The sequence below is a fragment of the Plantibacter sp. T3 genome, from assembly GCF_902506515.1.
Taxonomy (GTDB): domain Bacteria; phylum Actinomycetota; class Actinomycetes; order Actinomycetales; family Microbacteriaceae; genus Plantibacter; species Plantibacter auratus.
On sequence record NZ_LR733286.1, the window covers coordinates 938,986 to 957,430 of the forward strand.

19 protein-coding genes are annotated in these 18,445 nt (G+C 70.6%); 8 read left to right on the forward strand and 11 right to left on the reverse strand.

Going from position 1 to position 18,445, the window contains the following annotated elements; genetic code table 11:
* The first annotated feature begins 196 nt into the window (after positions 1-196).
* Positions 197-1,633: a glucose-6-phosphate dehydrogenase gene (locus GV015_RS04550; RefSeq protein WP_159876886.1), complete on the forward strand. Its 1,437-nt coding sequence runs from the start codon at positions 197-199 to the stop codon at positions 1,631-1,633.
* Positions 1,634-1,788: 155 nt separating this feature from the next.
* Here GV015_RS04550 and GV015_RS04555 read toward each other — a convergent pair whose 3' ends face one another.
* Both GV015_RS04555 and GV015_RS04560 read right to left on the reverse strand, forming a co-directional pair.
* Positions 1,789-2,970, reverse strand: a complete 1,182-nt coding sequence (locus tag GV015_RS04555; protein ID WP_159876888.1) for an alcohol dehydrogenase catalytic domain-containing protein — start codon at positions 2,968-2,970, stop codon at positions 1,789-1,791.
* 90 nt (positions 2,971-3,060) lie between these two features.
* Complete coding sequence (locus GV015_RS04560; protein WP_159876891.1) at positions 3,061-3,984, reverse strand: LysR family transcriptional regulator; 924 nt, start codon at positions 3,982-3,984, stop codon at positions 3,061-3,063.
* Between the two features lie 72 nt (positions 3,985-4,056).
* Here GV015_RS04560 and GV015_RS04565 point away from each other — a divergent pair, with 72 nt between their 5' ends.
* Complete coding sequence (locus GV015_RS04565; RefSeq protein ID WP_079704555.1) at positions 4,057-4,995, forward strand: DMT family transporter; 939 nt, start codon at positions 4,057-4,059, stop codon at positions 4,993-4,995.
* A gap of 6 nt (positions 4,996-5,001) precedes the next feature.
* On the opposite strand, the gene GV015_RS04570 is transcribed toward GV015_RS04565, so the two are convergent.
* Genes GV015_RS04570 through GV015_RS04585 form a run of 4 tightly spaced genes read right to left on the reverse strand, consistent with a single transcriptional unit; the run spans position 5,002 to position 6,860 of the window.
* Positions 5,002-5,385, reverse strand: coding sequence for a hypothetical protein (locus GV015_RS04570; protein WP_159876893.1), 384 nt, complete (start codon positions 5,383-5,385; stop codon positions 5,002-5,004).
* Positions 5,385-6,002 (reverse strand): hypothetical protein, encoded by a 618-nt coding sequence (locus GV015_RS04575; RefSeq protein ID WP_236555329.1) that lies wholly within the window; start codon positions 6,000-6,002, stop codon positions 5,385-5,387. The genes GV015_RS04570 and GV015_RS04575 overlap by 1 nt, the downstream gene beginning before the upstream one ends.
* Positions 5,999-6,550, reverse strand: coding sequence for an RNA polymerase sigma factor (locus tag GV015_RS04580; RefSeq protein WP_079704557.1), 552 nt, complete (start codon positions 6,548-6,550; stop codon positions 5,999-6,001). The genes GV015_RS04575 and GV015_RS04580 overlap by 4 nt, the downstream gene beginning before the upstream one ends.
* Positions 6,551-6,557: 7 nt before the next feature.
* Positions 6,558-6,860, reverse strand: coding sequence for a hypothetical protein (locus tag GV015_RS04585; protein ID WP_124768103.1), 303 nt, complete (start codon positions 6,858-6,860; stop codon positions 6,558-6,560).
* A gap of 131 nt (positions 6,861-6,991) precedes the next feature.
* Between GV015_RS04585 and GV015_RS04590 the strand changes: the two genes are divergently transcribed.
* A complete protein-coding gene (locus GV015_RS04590; RefSeq protein ID WP_079704559.1) occupies positions 6,992-7,513 on the forward strand; it encodes a MarR family winged helix-turn-helix transcriptional regulator in 522 nt (173 codons plus the stop codon).
* Between the two features lie 285 nt (positions 7,514-7,798).
* Here GV015_RS04590 and GV015_RS04595 read toward each other — a convergent pair whose 3' ends face one another.
* Positions 7,799-8,116 (reverse strand): hypothetical protein, encoded by a 318-nt coding sequence (locus GV015_RS04595; RefSeq protein WP_121293133.1) that lies wholly within the window; start codon positions 8,114-8,116, stop codon positions 7,799-7,801.
* Positions 8,117-8,218: 102 nt separating this feature from the next.
* Positions 8,219-8,533 carry a helix-turn-helix transcriptional regulator gene (locus GV015_RS04600; RefSeq protein WP_064295809.1) on the reverse strand — a complete coding sequence of 105 codons (315 nt, stop codon included), beginning with the start codon at positions 8,531-8,533 and terminating at the stop codon, positions 8,219-8,221.
* A gap of 82 nt (positions 8,534-8,615) precedes the next feature.
* Here GV015_RS04600 and GV015_RS04605 point away from each other — a divergent pair, with 82 nt between their 5' ends.
* Entirely contained in the window at positions 8,616-9,851 is a 1,236-nt protein-coding gene (locus GV015_RS04605) for an MFS transporter (RefSeq protein WP_201299350.1), read from the forward strand.
* A 22-nt stretch (positions 9,852-9,873) separates the two neighbouring features.
* Here GV015_RS04605 and GV015_RS04610 read toward each other — a convergent pair whose 3' ends face one another.
* Positions 9,874-10,365, reverse strand: coding sequence for an Lrp/AsnC family transcriptional regulator (locus GV015_RS04610; RefSeq protein ID WP_159876895.1), 492 nt, complete (start codon positions 10,363-10,365; stop codon positions 9,874-9,876).
* A 91-nt stretch (positions 10,366-10,456) separates the two neighbouring features.
* On the opposite strand from GV015_RS04610, the gene GV015_RS04615 reads away from it, so the two are divergent.
* Positions 10,457-11,125 carry a YitT family protein gene (locus GV015_RS04615; protein WP_079704563.1) on the forward strand — a complete coding sequence of 223 codons (669 nt, stop codon included), beginning with the start codon at positions 10,457-10,459 and terminating at the stop codon, positions 11,123-11,125.
* A gap of 78 nt (positions 11,126-11,203) precedes the next feature.
* Here the strand turns inward: GV015_RS04615 and GV015_RS04620 are convergent, their stop codons facing one another.
* Positions 11,204-12,430: a pyridoxal phosphate-dependent aminotransferase gene (locus tag GV015_RS04620; RefSeq protein ID WP_124768111.1), complete on the reverse strand. Its 1,227-nt coding sequence runs from the start codon at positions 12,428-12,430 to the stop codon at positions 11,204-11,206.
* Between the two features lie 82 nt (positions 12,431-12,512).
* Positions 12,513-13,586, reverse strand: coding sequence for a hypothetical protein (locus tag GV015_RS04625; protein ID WP_159876897.1), 1,074 nt, complete (start codon positions 13,584-13,586; stop codon positions 12,513-12,515).
* 228 nt (positions 13,587-13,814) lie between these two features.
* Between GV015_RS04625 and GV015_RS04630 the strand changes: the two genes are divergently transcribed.
* From GV015_RS04630 to GV015_RS04640, 3 genes are read left to right on the forward strand one after another with little or no spacing between them, the layout of a single operon-like run.
* Positions 13,815-14,801, forward strand: a complete 987-nt coding sequence (locus GV015_RS04630) for a 3-oxoacyl-ACP synthase III (RefSeq protein WP_194718740.1) — start codon at positions 13,815-13,817, stop codon at positions 14,799-14,801.
* The gene (locus GV015_RS04635) at positions 14,795-17,473 is read left to right on the forward strand and encodes an alpha/beta fold hydrolase (RefSeq protein WP_371416536.1); all 2,679 of its coding nucleotides are present in this window, start codon (positions 14,795-14,797) and stop codon (positions 17,471-17,473) included. Before GV015_RS04630 ends, GV015_RS04635 begins: the two co-directional genes overlap by 7 nt.
* Positions 17,470-18,438, forward strand: coding sequence for an NAD(P)-dependent oxidoreductase (locus tag GV015_RS04640; RefSeq protein ID WP_159876899.1), 969 nt, complete (start codon positions 17,470-17,472; stop codon positions 18,436-18,438). The genes GV015_RS04635 and GV015_RS04640 overlap by 4 nt, the downstream gene beginning before the upstream one ends.
* Positions 18,439-18,445 lie beyond the last annotated feature (7 nt).

Here is an 18,445-nt window from a genome sequence, read left to right on the forward strand (position 1 = left end):
GTGACCGAGGTCGGCTCGGTGAGCGGGGCGCCCGTTCCCTGAGCCTGTCGAAGAGCCTACGGGGAGTCGTTCTGCGGCCGTGGACGTGTGCTCGGGGGCACTTCGACAAGCTCAGTGACCGAAGTTGGCTCAGTGACCGGGGCGCGGGCGTGCGCAACCCCAGGACGATCGGCCGCGGCTCGGTCAGGATGGAATCATGAGCGACCAGTCCGACACCACCACCCAGCCCGATCCCGACACCGTACCCGGCATCCCGGACGCGGAGTCGCTGGAACCGACGAAGCGCACCATCGCCATCCTCGGCGCCAACGGCGACCTGGCCAAGCGGCTCCTGATCCCCGGCCTCGGCGAGGTCGTCGACGCCGCCCGCGACATCTCGCTGCAGATCATCGGTGCCGCCCGCACGCCGCAGTCGAACGAGGAGTGGCGTGCGACCGTCCGCGCCAGTCTCGAGGACGCCGGCATCGGCGCCCGGACCGTCGACGCGCTGGTGTCGACGACGGAGTTCATCCCGACCGACGCCTCCGACCCCGACGAACTGCGTGCACTGCTCGACGCCTGCACCGGCTCGCCGATCCTCTACATCGCGCTCCCGCCCTCCGCCGGGCGCAAGGTCGCCGAGGCGCTCGCGCAGATCGACCTGCCCGACGACCTCCTCATCGCCATCGAGAAGCCCTTCGGCGACGACCTCGCCGACGCCCAGGCGCTCAACGCGGCGCTCGCCGAGGTCGTGCCGGAGGAGCGTCTGTGGCGCATCGACCACTTCCTCGGCAACGCGACCGTCCTCGGGATGCTCGGCCTCCGCTTCGGCAACCGACTCCTCGAGGCGGGCTGGAACGCGGAACAGATCGAGAAGGTGGAGATCCTCTACGACGAGGAGCTGGGGCTCGAGGGGCGTGCAGCGTTCTACGACCAGACCGGCGCTCTGCGCGACATGTTGCAGAGCCACCTGTTGATGGTCCTCGCCCTCACGGCGATGGAGCGTCCGGACGCGGTGACACCGACCGACGTCCACGACCGCATCGCCGAGGTCCTCGGCGCCGTGCGACTGTGGAAGGATGACCCGTCCACCGCCCGTCGCGCCCGCTACACCGAGGGCCGGGTCGGCGACCGGCTCTTCCCCTCCTATGTGGACGAGCCCGACGTCGACGCCTCCCGCGAGACGGAGACGCTCGCACAGCTCCTGCTCCAGGTCGACACCCCGCGTTGGCAGGGGGTGCCGTTCGTCCTGCGCTCCGGCAAGGGCATCGGTGACCCGCGCCGCGAGGTCGCCGTGCACTTCCGCCGCTCGGCTGCGCCGACCGGACTGGACGCTCCGGACGGACACTCCGACACCGTCCTCCGCATGTCGCTCAAGGGCGGTGCGGTGCACCTCGACCTCATCGTGACCGGAGCCGATGACGTCGACGGCCTGCGCCGGGTCGAGCTCGAGGCCGATCCCGGAGCTGCGACCCTCAGCGCCTACGCGCAGGTGCTCGCCGGCCTCCTGCAGGAGAACACGCTGCTGTCGGTGCGCGGCGACATCGCCGAGCAGTGCTGGCGCATCGTCACCCCGGTCGTCACCGCCTGGGCCGCTGGTGAGACGCCGCTCGAGGAGTACGAGGCGGGGAGCGCCGGTCCGACGGACTGGTGACCGGGCTCTGACGCACTGCTGAGCGCCTGACACGAAACGACCCGCGCCGAATGATCGGCGCGGGTCGTTTCGTGCTGTGGGCGGTCACGCCGACGGCTTCAGGACGACCTTGGTGCAGCCGTCCCGGTGCCGCCAGGTCACGCCGAGAAATGCAGCTACGCCGACGGCTTCAGGACGACCTTGATGCAGCCGTCCTCCTTCTTCTGGAAGGTCTCGTACATCGCCGGAGCTTCGGCGAGCGGCACCCGGTGGGTGGCGAGGTCGAGGACGCCGAGCGGGTCGGTGCTGTCCTCGACGAGGGGGAGCAGCGTCGGGATCCAGCGGGCGACGTTGCACTGACCCATCCGGAGCGACACCTGCTTGTCGAACATCGACTTCATCGGCATGATGTCCGCCTCGCCGGCGTAGACGCCGCTCAGGGACACGACGCCACCACGGCGGACGAGCTCGAGCGCGGTGTGCAGGGCGGCGAGCCGGTCGATGCCGGCGTGCTCCATGGCCGGTCGCGCGATCGCGTCGGGCAGCACGCCGACGGCCGTCTGTGCCGCAGCCGCGATCAGTGACCCGTGGGCCTCCATGCCGACGGCGTCGACGACCCCGTCCGGGCCGCGTCCGCCGGTGGCGTCGCGGAGCTCCGCGACCACGTCGTCCGAGAGGTCGAGCGCACGGATGCCGTAGCGCTCGGCGAGGGCACGGCGCTCCGGCACCGGGTCCACGGCGAAGACCTCGAGACCGCGGTGCTTGGCGATGCGAGCCGCGAGCTGACCGACCGGGCCGAGGCCGAGCACGGTGATCGAGCCGCCGTCCGGCACCTCGGCGTACTCGACGCCCTGCCAGGCGGTCGGGAGGATGTCGCTCAGGTAGAGGTAGGACTCGTCGGGCAGGTCGCGACCGACGACGATGCAGTTCGCGTCGGCGAGCCGCACCTGCAGGAACTCGGCCTGTCCGCCCGGCACCTGCCCGTAGAGCTTCGTGTAGCCGTAGAGGGAGGCGCCGCTGCCGTGCTCCTTCACCTGGGTCGTCTCGCACTGCGACTGCAGCCCGTTGCGACACATGAAGCACTCGCCGCACGCGATGGTGAAGGGGATGACGACCCGGTCGCCGACCGCGACCCGGGTGACCTCGGAGCCCACCGCCTCCACGACGCCCATCGTCTCGTGGCCGAGGACGTCGCCGCGGTCGAGGAACGGGCCGAACAGTTCGTAGAGGTGGAGGTCGGAGCCGCAGATGGCTGCCGAGGTGACACGGATGATCGCATCGGTGGGGGCGGTGATCGCGGGGTCCGGGACGGTCTCGACCGACACCGACCGGCGACCCTGGTACGTGAGTGCGCGCATGGATGCTCCTTCGTCGTTGTCCTTCCACCCTGCGCCTCCCGGGCGTCGGGCGGCTGGGGGTGGACGTCTCGTCGGAGGGCTGATACGAGCTCAGTGTGTCGCGTCTGCGGCCACGCGCTGGAGGCTGGCGAGCACTGACCGGACCGCGGACCGCGCCATCGCCTCCGGTCTCGCCAGGACGTCGACGTGCCGGACGAGGACCGCGCCGGCGACCGGTCGGAGGACCATGCCGTCGACGGCCAACGGTGCCGCCGTGGTGCGCGGCATGACGGCGATCGCCGCCCCCGTGCGGACGACCTGGGCGGCGACCGAGAACTCGTTGATGCGGTGGTCGATGCGCGGCGCCCGGCCGCTCAGTGCGCCCAGATGATGGAGGACGCCGGCGAGCGGGAAGCCCTCGTGCGTGGAGATCCAGCGTTCGTCGCGCAGATCCTCCGGTCGCAGCTCCGACCGCGCCGCCAGCGGATGCGCCTCGTGCATCGCGATGTCGAGGGGTTCGACGAGCAGCGGCGTCACGACGAGGCGGTCGAGCGGCCACGCCGGTTCGTGCGGGAGCCGGTGGGCGATGACGAGGTCGTAATCCGCCGTGAGCCCGGCGAACCGGTCCTGCGCGACGTCGGCGTCGGCGAGGAGGAGCCGCGGAACCGGACCGGTCGCATCCGCTCCGGGAATGGGGCCGCTCGCGAGCAGCGGTCCGAAGAACGCCAGCCCCGCGCTGTGGAACGCGGAGACGCTCACGGGGCGCTGCTCGTGTTGGAGGAAGGAGTCCACGGCGTCCCTGGCCTCGGCGAGAGCCTCCTCGACGCGCGCGGCGGCGACCGCGAGCGCTTCGCCGGCCTCGGTGAGGACGAGCCGGCGTCCATGCTTCTCGGTGAGTGGCACCGGCATGGTGGCCTGCAGCGCGGCGAGCTGCTGCGACACGGCCGAGGCGCTGACGTGCATGGCTGCGGCGACCGCGGCGACGCTGCCGCGGTCGCCGAGTTCGCGGAGGAGGCGGAGGCGCGCGGGATCCATAAGCTTTTCCTTCATTGTCGATCCAGACACTGCCTGTTGTTCTGTCGTGTCCGTCTCCTGGAGAGTAGCGGCATGGCCCGCCGCGCACCCTCCGAACTCATCGTCGATGTGCTGCTCGTCGGGGTCGCGGCGGTGTGGGGCGCCAGCTTCCTCGCGGCGAAGGACCTCGCCGCCGTCACCGGTGTGCCGGCCGCGGTCGCCCTGCGCTTCCTGGTGGCGGTGATCGCCATCGGGCTCATCTGTCTCGTGCGACGGGAGCGGCTCCCTCGCGGACGGGGCCTGCTGATCGCGGCGGCACTCGGCTGCTCGCAGGCCGCGATCATCGGCCTCGAGACGTGGGGCGTGCACCTGACCTCGGCGACGAACGCCGGGCTGCTCATCAGCCTCGCGCTCGTCATGACGCCGGTGCTCGACGGTGTCGCGTCGCGGTCCTGGCTCCCGAGGTCCTACTTCGTCGCGGCGGTCGCAGCCGTGGTCGGTGTCGCGCTGCTCGTGTCGGACGGCGGTCTCCGCGCACCCACCGCGGGCGACGCGCTCGTGATCGCCGCGGCCGTCGTCCGTGCGGTGCACGTGACGTCGAGTGCGCACCTGACGCGAGGTCGAACCGACAGCACGCTCGGCGTGGTGTTCGTCCAGATGCTCGTGTGCGCCGGGGCGTTCAGCCTCATCGCCGGTGACGGTCTCGCTGCGGCTGTCACGCTGCTGGATCTGCGCGGCTGGCTGGACGTGCTGTTCCTCGGTCTGCTGTGTTCCGTGTTCGCATTCGTCGTCCAGCTGTGGGCGGTGCGGCGGACCTCGGCGTCGCGCGCGAGCATCCTCATGGGGACGGAACCCGTCTGGGCGCTCCTCGTCGGCGTGCTCATCGCGGGGGAGGTGATCGGCCCGCTGGGTGCGCTCGGTGCGGCGCTGATCATCGTGGCGAGCTATGTCGGCCAGGCGATCGAACGCCGCCACCGCGCGCGGACGACCGGCACGGCACCCACGGTGCAGCAGGAGCCGGCGCCCGTCTGACGGGGTCTACGGTGTGGTCGCCGCGCCCGTGAGCGGCATTCCCAGCGGTGCTGCGTCCTCGATCCGGCACACGCGGACGTCGATCTCATGGATCGGAATCCCCTCCATCGACGTCGCGAGTACCCCACGGATCGCATCGCCGACGAGACGCAGGGTCGCCGGGACCGGAGCCCCGTCGGTCACGCCGATGGTCACGCCGATCGTCAGCGCGCCGTCGGCTCCGCGACCGACGGCCACCTTTGTCGGCTCGTCGTCGTCACGCCCGACCGCGTCGGCGACGGTCCGCAGGACCGCACGGATCGGCGACCCGGACGCGTAGACCGTCGTGACCCCCGGTGTCGCGGCGACGACGGCGGTGAGCTGCTGCGAGAGTGCGGCATCGGTGTCCATCAGGAGTCCTCCGGGCGGGCGACGCGCTGCGTGTGGATGTCGATGATCGTGACGTCGACGGCAGCCACGTTGAGCTCGGTGTGCGTGGCCAGTTCCGCGACGACGCGATCCCGGATGAGCTGCGACAGCCGTTCGAGGTTGTTGCCGAACGCGGCCGAGGCGGTGATCGCCACCGTGATGGGCGCGTCCAGGGTCGTCACATCGCCGTCGAGCCGGACCCGACCGACGATGACCCCGCCGACGCTGTCGCCCACCCCGCGGATCAGGGTGCGGACAGAGCCCTCCGTGATACGGAGGTGTACCTCGGGGTCCGGGTGCCTGAGCGGGATGTCCCGACCGGCGTGCGCCTCGAGCGAGATGTTCTGGAGGACCGCGTGCATCCAGGAGCGGTCCTGCTCGGAGTGCGTCGCCGCCTCCGACTTGAGGAGCGCCCAGGTCTGGGTGCGCAGCCGGAGCAGGGCGTCGAGGGCGAGTTGGCAACCGGGGGAGGCTTCGATGTCGGGGTCGAGGGGCTCACGGCCGTTGTCGAGGTAGTCGGAGAGTTCGTCGATCGTGTGCCCGTCGAGGTCGGCGCCGGCCAGGCCGTCGAGCATAGACTCGTGGTCGTCGTCGTTCATCGCCACACCTCCATCTCCCGCAGGACGGTCTGTCTGGCTCGCGCGAGCTGACCGCGCACCGTCGACGTCGGGACCCCGAGCGACTCGGCGATCTCGACGTACGACAGCCCGCCCGTCTCCTTGAGCATCCAGCACTCACGCTGCATGGCGGGCAGTCGGTCGAGGACCGAAGCGAGTGCGCTCATCTGCATGCGCACCTCGACGACCCGTTCCGGGGATTGATGGGACGGGGCGGGGGCATTCCAATCCTCGATCTCGCTGTGTTCGCGGCGGCGTCTGATGCGGTCGATCGCCCGGTTCGAGACCATGCGCATCAGCCAGGACTTCACCGCGTTCGGGTCGTTCAGCCGGTCCAGCTGGCCCCACGCCTGGATGAGGACGTCCTGCACGACGTCCTCCGCCTCCGACTGGTTGCCCAGCACGCGGACGGCGTAGGCGCGCATGAGTGAACCGTGCCGGAAGACGAGGACCTCGAAGGCCGTGGCGTCTCCGTCGGCGGCGCGCTCGGCGAGGATGCCGTCCGGAAGCACCTCGAGCGAGCGCTTCACGGAGTGGTTAGAGGACGGCGAACGCGGTGAAGGCGACGGCGGTCGCGGACACGATCGCGGACGCGGCGACAGCGGCGACGTACGGAAACTGGAGCGTCTTCGCCGGGCCGTTCTCCACCGCCTCCTTGGCGCGGAGCAGGGAGACGAAGACCCCGAGGTCCTTGCCGGTGCTCGAGGCGGCGACGAAGCGGCCGTCCCGGAACTCGACCATGCCGGCGTACTCGCCGTCGACCGAGGCGACCCAGAGGGTCGCGTCCGGCTCGGCCCAGGCGACCGTGGTCCCCGTGCCTCGCTCCAACACCGTGCTCATGACTGCTCCTTGCTCAACGTTCGTGTTGTTAGAGAATCTAGCTATTCATGCGTCTGCATGTACCCCACTTGACATCGCGATCCAGACTCCGCTAGACAATCTCGTTACGAGAACCACTACTGTTGGACTTCATGACCGCCCAAGCCGTTGACGCGCAGCACTACTGGTACGAACAGGACGAGCACGAGCGCGGCCGCCGCATGCTCGAGGCCATGCGTCTGTACCGTGCCGCCGAGGCCGCCATGCGTCGTCGGACCCGCGACGAGATGCACATGGGCGAGAACGACCTCCTCGCGCTGCGGTTCATGCTGCGCGCCAAGCAGGAGCACCGCCTGGTCAGCCCCACGGATCTCGGTGCCTACCTCGGCATCAAGACCTCATCGGTCACGGTCATGCTCGACCGCCTGGAGGCGGCGGGTCACGTCGTCCGTCGGCCGAGCGAGACCGACCGTCGCCGCGTCACCGTCTCGACCACCGACTTCGCCGACTCGGAGGTCCGCAAGACCCTGAGCCACATGCACCACCGCATGATGGAGGCGACCACCGGGATCGAACCGGAGATCGCTGCCGGCATCGTCGACTTCCTCGACCGCATGCGCGAGGCCGTCGACTCGATCGACCGCACCGAGCCCGAGGGGCAGCCGCAGCACTGAACGGACGGCTCTGAGGCGTCGATGGGCCGGGAGGCCACTCGGTCTTCCCCACCTGGTCTGAGGGGAAACAGCGAGGCGGGCCGCACGGTCTGATCCGTGTGACCCGCCTCCGAATGTCTTCGACGATTTCGACTGCGCGCTGCGGGCCCTCCAGGCGCCGCTCGAGCCGACTCTCAGAAGTCCCCGACCTTCGATGATCCGATGGTAATCGGGCACGTGTCGGACGACCGATGCTTGAACGGTCGGATCACTTGTGCTACTCGGGATCGTGCCGGCGGCCGCGCCTCAGTTGTCGGCGGACAGCTCCGGGTAGTCGGTCTCCGGCATCAGCTCGAGCCCCGCCGGCGTGTAGGTGCGGTCGAGCATGGCCTGCAACCAGGCGCGGTTGAGCGAGACCGGGCGGGAGCCGGTGAACCGGAAGACGATGGGGACGCCGGTCTCGATCCAGATCGCGTAGCGGCCCGAGCCGTGTGCGGGGTCGATCGTCCACGAGAGGAGGAACGCCTCACCCTTGCGGAGTTTGGAGACGACGACCATCTGCACATGGGCGAGGGTCCGGTCCTCGAGTTCGAGTGCTTCGTTCCCGTACCGCAGCGTTCCCATGTTCCCCAGCCCCCTGTCGTCGTGTGTGCGGTGGATCACCGCGCCGACAATTCTGGCAGCTCCCGTCCACGAGCGGCGAACCCGAGGGGCGGGGGGCACCGGTCAGTCGGCGTCGAGGACGGCGTCGAGGAGGCCCGGGAACCGGGTGTCGAGGTCATCACGCCGCAGGGTGAGCGTGCGGTGGCGACCGTTCGGCTCGTTCCGGATGACGCCGGCCTCGCGGAGCACCTTCATGAGGTGGGACTTCGTCGACTTCGGGATCGTGGGGTCGAGGGCGGTGCAGTTCGCGGCGTCCATCGGCCCGTCCCGGAGCTGCCGCACCATCTCGAGTCGGTCGGGATCGCTGAGCGCGAAGAGCACGGCCGGCAGCTCGATCGCTTCGCGGTCGGGGTGCGTGAGATCGGCTGGTGCAGGCATGGTTCGATAATAGTTGAACAATCCGCGGAAAGCGCGTATCGTCCAATCGTTCGATATTTTTGGAACCAAAGGATGCCCGCCCGTGCAGACGACGACCCCGTCACCCCCGACCCGACCCGTGCCCACCGCGGCTGCCGGCGCGCCCATGCTGCCGCGCCGTCGCTTCGGCTTCGTCCTCGCGGGGCTCGGTAGCACGCTCATGCTCGCCGGCGCCAGCGCCCCGTCACCGTTCTACCCGGAGCTCCAGGAACGGCTCGGCATCGGCCCGATCGGCGTCACCATCGCCTTCTCTGCCTACGCGCTCGCCCTGCTCGTCGCGCTCCTCACGATCGGTTCGGTCTCGGACCACCTCGGACGTCGCCCGGTCATCACCGCCGGGTTCGTCGTGCTCGCCGGGAGCATGCTGCTCCTCTGGCACGTGGACTCCGGAGCGCTGCTGTACCTCGCCCGCGTGCTCCAAGGGCTCGCCAGTGGGGCGCTGCTCTCCACGCTGTCGGCGACCATCATCGATCTGGCCCCGCCCGAGCGGCCACGAGCGGCGACCCTGCTGAACGCCATCGCACCGATGATCGGTCTCGCCTCCGGCACGATCCTCGCGGGCGTCCTGCTGCAGACGGTCGCCGACCCGTCGAGCTGGACGTTCCTGCCGCTGGCGGTCGCCTATCTGCTCATCGCGGCGTCCATCTGGATCGTGCCGGAGACCTCCGCCCGCGCTCCCGGATGGGCCCGCGCCATCCGTCCCCGCGCAGCCGTCCCCGTCGACGCCCGACGGTTGTTCGTCGTGAGCATCCCGATCGTCCTCGGCGGGTGGGCGACCGGCGGGCTGTTCCTCTCCCTCGGGCCGAGCATCATGCACACGGAACTCGGCGTGGACGGCCAGCTCGGAGGGGCGCTCCTCATCGGGCTGCTGCCGGCCGCTGGGGCCGTCGCCGCCGCGGTGCTGCACCGTCGCCGACCCGTCGTCGCGGCGGTCTACGGGGCGTCCGCGTTGTCCGCCGGGACCGTGCTCCTCCTCGTCGCGCTGATCCTCGGGTCGCTCCCGATCGCGGTGGTCGCCGTCGTGATCGCCGGCACCGGGTTCGGCACGGCGTTCATGGGCACGATCGCCTCGCTCGTCCCGCTCGCGCCGGCCGACGAACGCGCGGAGCTGTTCGCCGCGCTGTACATCGTCGCCTACCTGTCCTTCGGGGTCCCGGCCGTCATCGCGGGTCTCCTCGCCTCGGCGATCGGGCTCCACGCCACGGTCCTCGGCTACGGGACGATCGTCGCGATCGCCGCGGGCACGGCCGCCGTGGTGCGCGCCCGATCGGCGCGCTGACGGTTCGAGCGCGCTGACGACCTCAGCGCGCTGACGGCCCCTCGGCGAGGCGATCGAGGAGGGTCGACGCGCGGTAGGGGATGACCTCGATGAGTGAGACCTTCGTGTTCGTCCGGACCACGCCCGGAGCCGCGAGCAGCACACCGGCGATACGGTGCAGGTCCTCAGTGTCGTGCGCGACGACCTTCGCGAAGAGGTCGGCGTCTCCGGTGGTCGCGTGCACCTCGACGATCTCCGGGATCGACTCGAGGGCCGCGTAGGCCTCGGTCGCGAGGTCCTGCCGGATGGAGATCTCGATGAACGCGGTGAGGGGATAGCCCAGCGCCGACAGTCGCACCCGGCGACTCGGGGCGCCGAGTGCGCCGCTTGTCTCGAGTCGGCGCAGACGGGCGTGGACGGTGTTCCTCGCGACGCCGAGGGTGCGTGCAAGGGCGAGCGCCGTCATGGACGGGTCGTCGTCGAGCGCAGTCAGGATGCGCGCGTCGAGATGGTCGATGGTCGCAGGATGAGGCATGTTGCTCACTCTCGGGCTGGAAATCGAGCACGATGACCACTGCACTCTACTCGTGTTGCGCAAGACGACGAGCTGACGCATCGTTGGCGGAATGAGCACCCAGCAGCCGAGCGCCGCGACGTCGAGCGCGCAGCAGGCTCCCTCCACACCTGCCCCGGCGCCGTCTCCAGTCCGACACGGGGCGGTCGAGGACATCCTCGGGCTGCTCGTCGGCGTCACGGTCGTGTCGTTCGGCCTCTTCATCCTGAAAGCCGGTTCGGCGGTGACCGGCGGGACGGCAGGCCTGTCGCTCCTCGTCAGCTACCTCGCGCCCGTGCCGTTCCCGGTGCTGTTCATCGCGATCAACCTGCCGTTCTTCCTGCTCGCGATCCGCGGCAAGGGCTGGGTGTTCACGCTGCGGAGCGGCGGCGCGATCGTGCTCGTGTCCGTCCTGTCCGGGGTGCACCCGCTGTTCCTGCCGGTCGGACACATCGACCCGTTCTACGCGGCCGTCGTCGGTAACGTGCTCTGCGGCGTCGGCATCCTGATCCTGTTCCGACACCGGGCGAGCCTTGGCGGGTTCAACATCGTCGCGCTCATCCTGCAGGACCGCTTCGGCATCCGTGCCGGCTACGTCCTCATGGCCGTCGACACCGTGGTGGTGCTCGTGTCGCTCGTCGCCGTGCCGCCGCTCAACGTGCTCGTCTCGGCGCTCGGTGCGGTCCTCCTGAACCTCATCCTCGCGCTCAACCACCGGCCGGGCCGCTACCTCGGCGTCTAGGGCGGGAGATCCGCCCGGCAGCAGGACGTGCTGCTCGACAACATCCTGCTACCGCGCTGATGTCCTGCTGTCGCGCGCCTACTGCTTGTAGGACGACAGGAAGTTCCCGAGCCGCTCGATCGCGTCCGTCAGCACGCGCTCCTCGGGCAGGGTCACGACCCGCAGGTGGTCGGGGTCCGGCCAGTTGAAGCCCGTGCCCTGGACGAGCAGGATGTGCTCCGCCACGAGCAGATCGTGGACGAGCTGCTCGTCGTCGTGGATCTCGTGGACCTCGGGGTCGAGGCGAGGGAAGGCGTAGAGCGCACCCATCGGCTTGGTGCAGGAGACGCCCGGGATGGAGTTGAGGCCGGCCCAGGTGGCGTCGCGCTGCTCGAGCAGGCGACCACTCGGTGCGATGAGGGCGTCGATCGACTGCACACCGGAGAGCGCCGCCTGCACCGCGTGCTGCGCGGGCACGTTCGGGCACAGGCGCGTGGACGCCAGGAGGGTGATGCCCTCGAGGAAGCCCTTGGCGTGGTCGCGGGGCCCCGTGATGACGAGCCAGCCGGACCGGTAGCCGGCGACGCGGTAGGTCTTCGACAGGCCGTTGAACGTGAGGCAGAGGAGGTCGGGGGCGACGGTCGCCATCGGGATGTGGACCGCGTCGTCGTACAGGATGCGGTCGTAGATCTCGTCGGCGAGCAGGAGGAGCCCGTGTTCACGCGCGACGCCGGCGATCTGCTCCAGCACCTCACGGGAGTACACCGCGCCCGTGGGGTTGTTCGGGTTGATGACGACGATCGCCTTGGTGTTCGGCGTGATCTTGGAGCGGATGTCCTCGATGTCGGGCGCCCAGTCCGCCTCCTCATCGCAGCGGTAGTGCACCGGCGTGCCACCCGCGAGGCTCGTCATCGCGGTCCACAGCGGGTAGTCGGGCGCGGGGATGAGGACCTCGTCGCCGTCGTCGAGGAGGGCCTGCATCGTCATCGTGATGAGTTCGGAGACGCCGTTGCCGAGGAACACCCACTCCGGATCGACCCGGGGGAACCCCTCCATCTCCTCGTAGCGGTAGGAGACGGCCTGACGCGCGGAGAGAATGCCGCGGCTGTCGCTGTACCCGTGGGAGTGGGGGAGTGCGGCGATCATGTCGCGCACGATCTGGTGCGGTGCCTCGAAGTCGAAGATCGCGGGGTTGCCGGTGTTGAGCTTCAGGATGCGGTGCCCGTCGGCCTCGAGACGCACGGCCTCGACGAGGGCCTTCCCCCGGATCTCATAGAGGACGCTTTTCAGCTTGGAGGATTGGTCGAGGGTGCGGCGGGTGGTCATCCCCACAGGCTACTGCGGGGATGTGAGCGCACGACAATGCCGATTCAGGGATCGCGGCTCCCACGGTCGGTCGGCTCCGGTGTCAGACGGCAAGGGCCTCGAGGCGGGCGAGGAGCACCGGACGAGGAGGCCGTGCCGTGCGGACGACATCCAGCGCGGTGCGGCCGTCGGCGAGGACGACGGCCGGGTCAAGGTCAGGCGCGGCGAGGAGCACGTCGTACAGCGGTTCGAGCCGGCTCTCGGGGAAGTTGCCCTGCCCGGCGAGCGCGGTCAGCGGAACGCCGTTCGCCGGTGACGACGCGTTGACATCGGCACCCGCGCTGATGAGTGCGCGGAGCACCCGGGCGTCCTGTTCCGCCTCACGCGCACCGGAGCGGTCGAGTGCGAGGTGGAGGACGCTGTCACCCTCGGCGGTGCGGAGGGTGACATCGGCGCCGTCGGCCAGCAGCTGCGGGATGAGCGTGGAGCGGACGGCGAGATCAGGGTTGCGCAGGACGGCGTGGAGCAGGCTGTCGCCGTTCTCATCGACGGCGGACGCGAGTCCGGGCGTGTAGACGGCACTGATCTCATCGAGGGTCTGCCAGGTCGCTGTGCGGGTCAGGGCCTCATCAGCGGGAGCGAGTCCGGCCGCGTCCAGATACGCCGTGACCAGGTCGAACAGCTGCGGGCGCCGGAAGCGACTCGAGCGCGCCCGGTCGAGCACCGACCGCCCGTGCGGGTCGGGCGCGAGGAGCTCGAGGCCCGGCTGGTCGAAGAACGCACGGTAATAGGGTTCGAGCTCCTCCGCAGACAGCTTCGGGTGGTCGACCTCCTCCACCGGGCGGCGCTGGTGTCGTCCGGCGGGCCGGTTCACGTCCGAACCGGCGGCGATGAGGCGACGCACGAGCGGAGGGTCGACCTCGGGGTCCCGGGCGCGCTGCGCCAGCAGGACGTGCAGCAGGGTGTACCCCTCGTCGAGGACGACCGTCGCGTCCGCACCGTCGTCGAGGAGCCGCCCGACGATGAACGCACGTGTCGCCGGATCCTGGTTGGACATCGCCTCGGCCACCAGCGGCAGGCCGGTCGAATCGGTGTACGAGGGCCACGTCCCGGGGTCGTAGGCCGCCTCGAATTCCTCGATGCTCGCGCGCTTCAACCAGTAGGGGCGGACCACCATCGGGACATCCTCCGATCAAGCGGCACCGGCGGAATGGGCCGCGTCCACCAGCCTAGGCGGACGCCCCGCGCGCTGTCCCGCTGGGCACCCGCTGTCAACAACGGGGACACGATTCGTCCACGTTCAGGGTAGAGGAGTACCGTCAGACGCTGGCGGTCAAGACTGCCTGGTCAGAGGCACGGAGGAATCGTGACCGGAAACGCAACTACCCGATTCGACAATGTGGCCATGTTGTCGGTGGCGAGCACGCTGCCGTCCGCAGTGGTGACCTCGGTCGAGATCGAAGAGGGCCTCGCGGCCGCGATGAAACGCGCCCGCCTCCCGAAGGGCATCCTGCGACGCGTCGCCGGTGTGGTCGAGCGACGACACTGGGGACCCGGCGAGAACTCGGACGACGCCACGGTGTCGGCCGGTCGCCGCGCGCTCGCCGAGGCCGGCATCTCGCCCTCGCAGATCGGGCTCATGATCAACACCTCGGTGACGAGGCAGCACCTCGAGCCCTCGGTCGCCGTCCGCATCCACGACGGACTCGGCCTGCCGAGCTCGGCCATCAACTTCGACATCGCCAACGCCTGCCTCGGCTTCGTGACAGGCATGACGATGGCGGCCGCGATGATCGAGTCCGGGCAGATCGAGTACGCGCTCATCGTCAACGGCGAGGACGCGAGTGAGGTGCACGCCAACACGATCGAGCGCCTCAGCGGCAGCACCATCGACCGCGACGACTTCATGAGCGAGTTCGCCTCCCTCACCCTCGGCTCCGGGGCCGCCGCCGCCGTCATCGGGCCGGCCGACCGCCACCCCGAGGGGCACCGCATCCTCGGCGGCGTCACCCGCGCTGCGACGGAGTTCAACCACCTCTGCGTCGGCAGCGTCGACGGCATGTTCACCGATGCCCGAGCACTCCTCAAGGGCGGGCTCGACCTCGTCGTCTCCGCCTGGAAGGAGGCCGCCGGTGACTCATGGCGGTGGTCGAAGATGGACCGCTACATCACCCACCAGGTGTCGTCCATCCACACGGACTCCATGGTGAAGGCCGCCTCGCTCGACCGCAGTCGCGTCCCGGTCACCTATCCCTACCTCGGCAACGTCGGGCCGGCCTCCATCCCGATCACCCTCGCCGACCAGCAGTCGACCCTGAACAAGGGCGACCGCGTCCTCCTCATGGGCGTCGGCTCGGGGTTGAACACCGGCCTCATGGAACTCGCGTGGTAGCGGGCACCGTCGCCGCGAACGTCGGTCTGCGGACCATGGGGGTGCGCGCCGCAGGTCTGCCCGGCCTGCCCGCCGCCTTCTCCCACCGCATCGACGTCCCCGGCCGCTTGGCCGACGCCGGCACCACGCGCAACTGGCACTACCTCGACACCGCCTCGGCGCTCGCCGAAGCCGGCGCGACACCGGTCGGCACCGTGCTCGCCGTCCACGGGAACCCGACGTGGTCGTACCTCTGGCGCTCGCTCGTCACGCAGTCGGTCGAGCAGGCGTCCTCCGGTGGCGACGCCTGGCGCGTCGTCGCGGTGGACCAGCTGGAGATGGGCTGGTCGGAGCGCACCGAGACCACCCGGACCCTCGAACAGCGGATCGCCGACCTCGCCGCCTTCACCGAGGCGCTCGGCATCACCGGTCCCGTCGTCACGCTCGGCCACGACTGGGGCGGCGTCATCTCCCTCGGCTGGGCGACGGAGCACCCGGAGGAGCTCGTCGGCTCGATGCTCCTCAACACCGCCGTGCACCACCCGGAGGGCACGGCGATCCCCGCGCCGCTGCGTCTCGCAGGCGCTCGAGGCATGCTCGGTGCCGGATCGGTCCAGACCACGGCGTTCCTCGACACGACGCTCTCCCTCGCGTCACCGCCGCTCGACCGCGACGTCCGCGACGCCTACCGGAGCCCGTACGGGTCGCCGGCCCGCCGTCGGGGGATCGGTGCGTTCGTCGCCGACATCCCCGCGACGCCCGACCACGTCAGCTTCCCGCGCCTCGAGCGCCTCGCCGACGACGTCGCCCAGCTCCGCGTCCCGGCCGTCATGCTCTGGGGCCCGCGCGATCCGATCTTCAGCGACCGCTACCTCGACGACCTGGCCGACCGCCTTCCGCACGCCGAGGTCCACCGCTTCGAGGGCGCCGGCCACCTCGTCATCGACGACGCCCCCGTCGCCGAATCGCTGCTCACCTGGCTCGGCGACCGCCTGCCGCAGGGTGCGGCCGCGGCGACCGTGCCGACTGCTCCCGCCGAGGCGTCCGCGTCCGACACCGGCTTCGAGCCGCTGTGGCGTCGGCTCGACCAGCGTCGCACCGACGACGGCGACGCCATCGTCGAGCAGCGCGGGTCCGGAACCGCACGTCGCGTCAGCTGGCGGCAGCTCGACGACCGCGTGACCCGCCTGGCCGCCGGCCTGCACCGCATCGGTGTGCGACGGGGCGACCGCGTCTCGCTACTCGTCACGCCTGGCGCCACGCTCACCGCCGTCATCTACGCCTGCCTGCGCATCGGCGCGGTCGTGGTCGTCGCCGACGCCGGTCTCGGCGTCAAGGGACTCCACCGAGCCGTGCGCGGTGCCTGGCCCGCCTACGTCATCGGTGAGACCAAGGGGCTCGCCGCAGCCCGGGCGCTCGGCTGGCCCGGCGTGAAGGTCTCAGCCGCCCGCCTCCCCGGCGCGACAGCAGCAGCTCTCGGCGTCTCGTACAGCCTCAAGGACCTGCTCGACACCCGCACGACGCCTGAGCTGCCCAGCGAACCCGGCCCGACCGACCTCGCGGCGATCCTGTACACCTCTGGATCGACCGGCCCGGCGAAGGGCGTGAAGTACACCCACGCCCAGCTGTCGTCGCTCCGTGACGTCCTCTCGGAGCACTTCGCGATCACCGCCGATTCGGGACTCGTCACCGGCTTCGCTCCGTTCGCCCTCCTCGGCCCGGCGCTCGGGGCCCGTTCCTCGACGCCTGAGATGGACATCTCGGCGCCGCGGACGCTCACCGCTCGAGCGGTCGCTGCCGCCGTGGCCGAGACGGACGCCGACATCGTGTTCCTCTCGCCGGCCGCCATCCTGAACGTGGTCGCGACGGCCGACGCGCTCGACAGTAAGGACCGTCAGGCGCTCCAGGGCGTCAGGACCGTGCTCTCGACGGGCGCGCCCGTCAGTCGCCAGCTCCTCACGGCACTCGTGGGCGTCCTGCCCAACGCGTCCGCACACGCGGTGTACGGCATGACCGAGTGCCTGCTCGTCTCGGACATCACCCTCGACACGCTGCCCGACGAGGACACCGAGCACACGGGTGTGTGCGTCGGGACGCCCATCGGCGGCGTCGACGTGCGCATCAGCCCGCTCGACGAGGCCGGACGCGCCACGGGTGCGCCGACGCAGGACGCGGACCGCCTGGGCGAGGTCATCATCTCGGCCGATCACCTCAAGTCGCAGTACGACCGCCTCTGGCTGACCGACCGGGCCGCAGTCCGCGACGTCGCCGATGATGGACGCTGGCACCGCACCGGCGATGTCGGGCATCTCGACGCCGATGGCCGCCTCTGGATCGAGGGCCGTCTGCCGCACGTGATCGCGACCCAGGACGGACCGATCGCTCCGGTCGGACCGGAGCAGGCGATCGAGACGGTGCCGCTCGTTCGCCGCGCCGCCGTCGTGGGCGTCGGCCCCGAGGGCCTCCGCCAGTGCGTCGCGATCGTCGAGACGACCACGGGTACGAAGCGGGTCCAGCTCGCCGAGGCCCAGCTCGCAGCACAGGTGCGGGATGCTTCGACGCAGCCGCTCGTCGCGGTGTTCGTCGTACCCGAGCTGCCGACGGACATCCGCCACAACTCCAAGATCGACCGCACCCGCCTGTCGGTGTGGGCGGAAGGCATCCTGGCCGGTGAACGGCTGAGCACCCCGTGACGGTCCTCGTCACCGGCGCGAGCGGCATGCTCGGCCGCGAGGTCGCCCTCGAGCTGCTCCGCGGTGGACATCGCGTCCGGGTGTTGCAGCGTGGACCGTCGGCACTCACCGACGTCGAGGAGGTGCGCGGATCCATCACCGACGCAGCCGTCGTCGAGTCGGCGATGGACGGTGTCGACGCGGTCGTGCATTTGGCCGCGAAGGTCTCGTTGGCGGGTGATCCGGCGGAGTTCGAGCGGGTCAACGTCACCGGGGCCGAGGTCGTCCTCGACGCGGCCGAGACCGCGGGCGTCTCACGGTTCGTCCACATCTCCTCGCCGTCCGTCGCGCACGGTGGCTCGGCGCTCGTGGGTGTCGGTGCGGAACCGGCCGACCCGGACGCGGCACGCGGGGAGTACGCGCGGACGAAGGCGCAGGGCGAACTGCACGCCCTCGCGCGGGACCGTCGCGGCTTCGCGGTCGTCGTCGTGCGGCCGCACCTCGTCTGGGGCCCGGGCGACCCGCAGCTCGTCGAGCGCATCGTCGACCGCGCACGCCGCGGCCGGTTGCCGTTGCTCGACGACGGAACCGCCCTCATCGACAGCACGTACGTCGCGAACGCGGCGTCGGCCATCGCGGCGGCACTCGAGCACGCGGAGACGGCACATGGCCGTGCGTTCGTGGTGACGAACGGGGAGCCGCGGCCGGTCGGCGAGCTGCTCGCGGGCATCTGCCGTGCAGCCGGCGTGAAGCCGCCCGCCTTCAGCATCCCCGCCGGCGTCGCCCGAGCTGCCGGTGGGCTCGTCGAGCGCCTGTGGAGCATCCGCCCCGGCGCCGATGAGCCGCCGATGACGCGCTTCCTCGCGGAACAGCTGTCGACCGCCCACTGGTTCGACCAGCGTCAGACCCGCGCGGCCTTGCACTGGACGCCGGCGGTCTCGATCGACGAGGGCCTCGAGCGCCTGGCGGCGCACTACCGCGCCTGAATCAGAC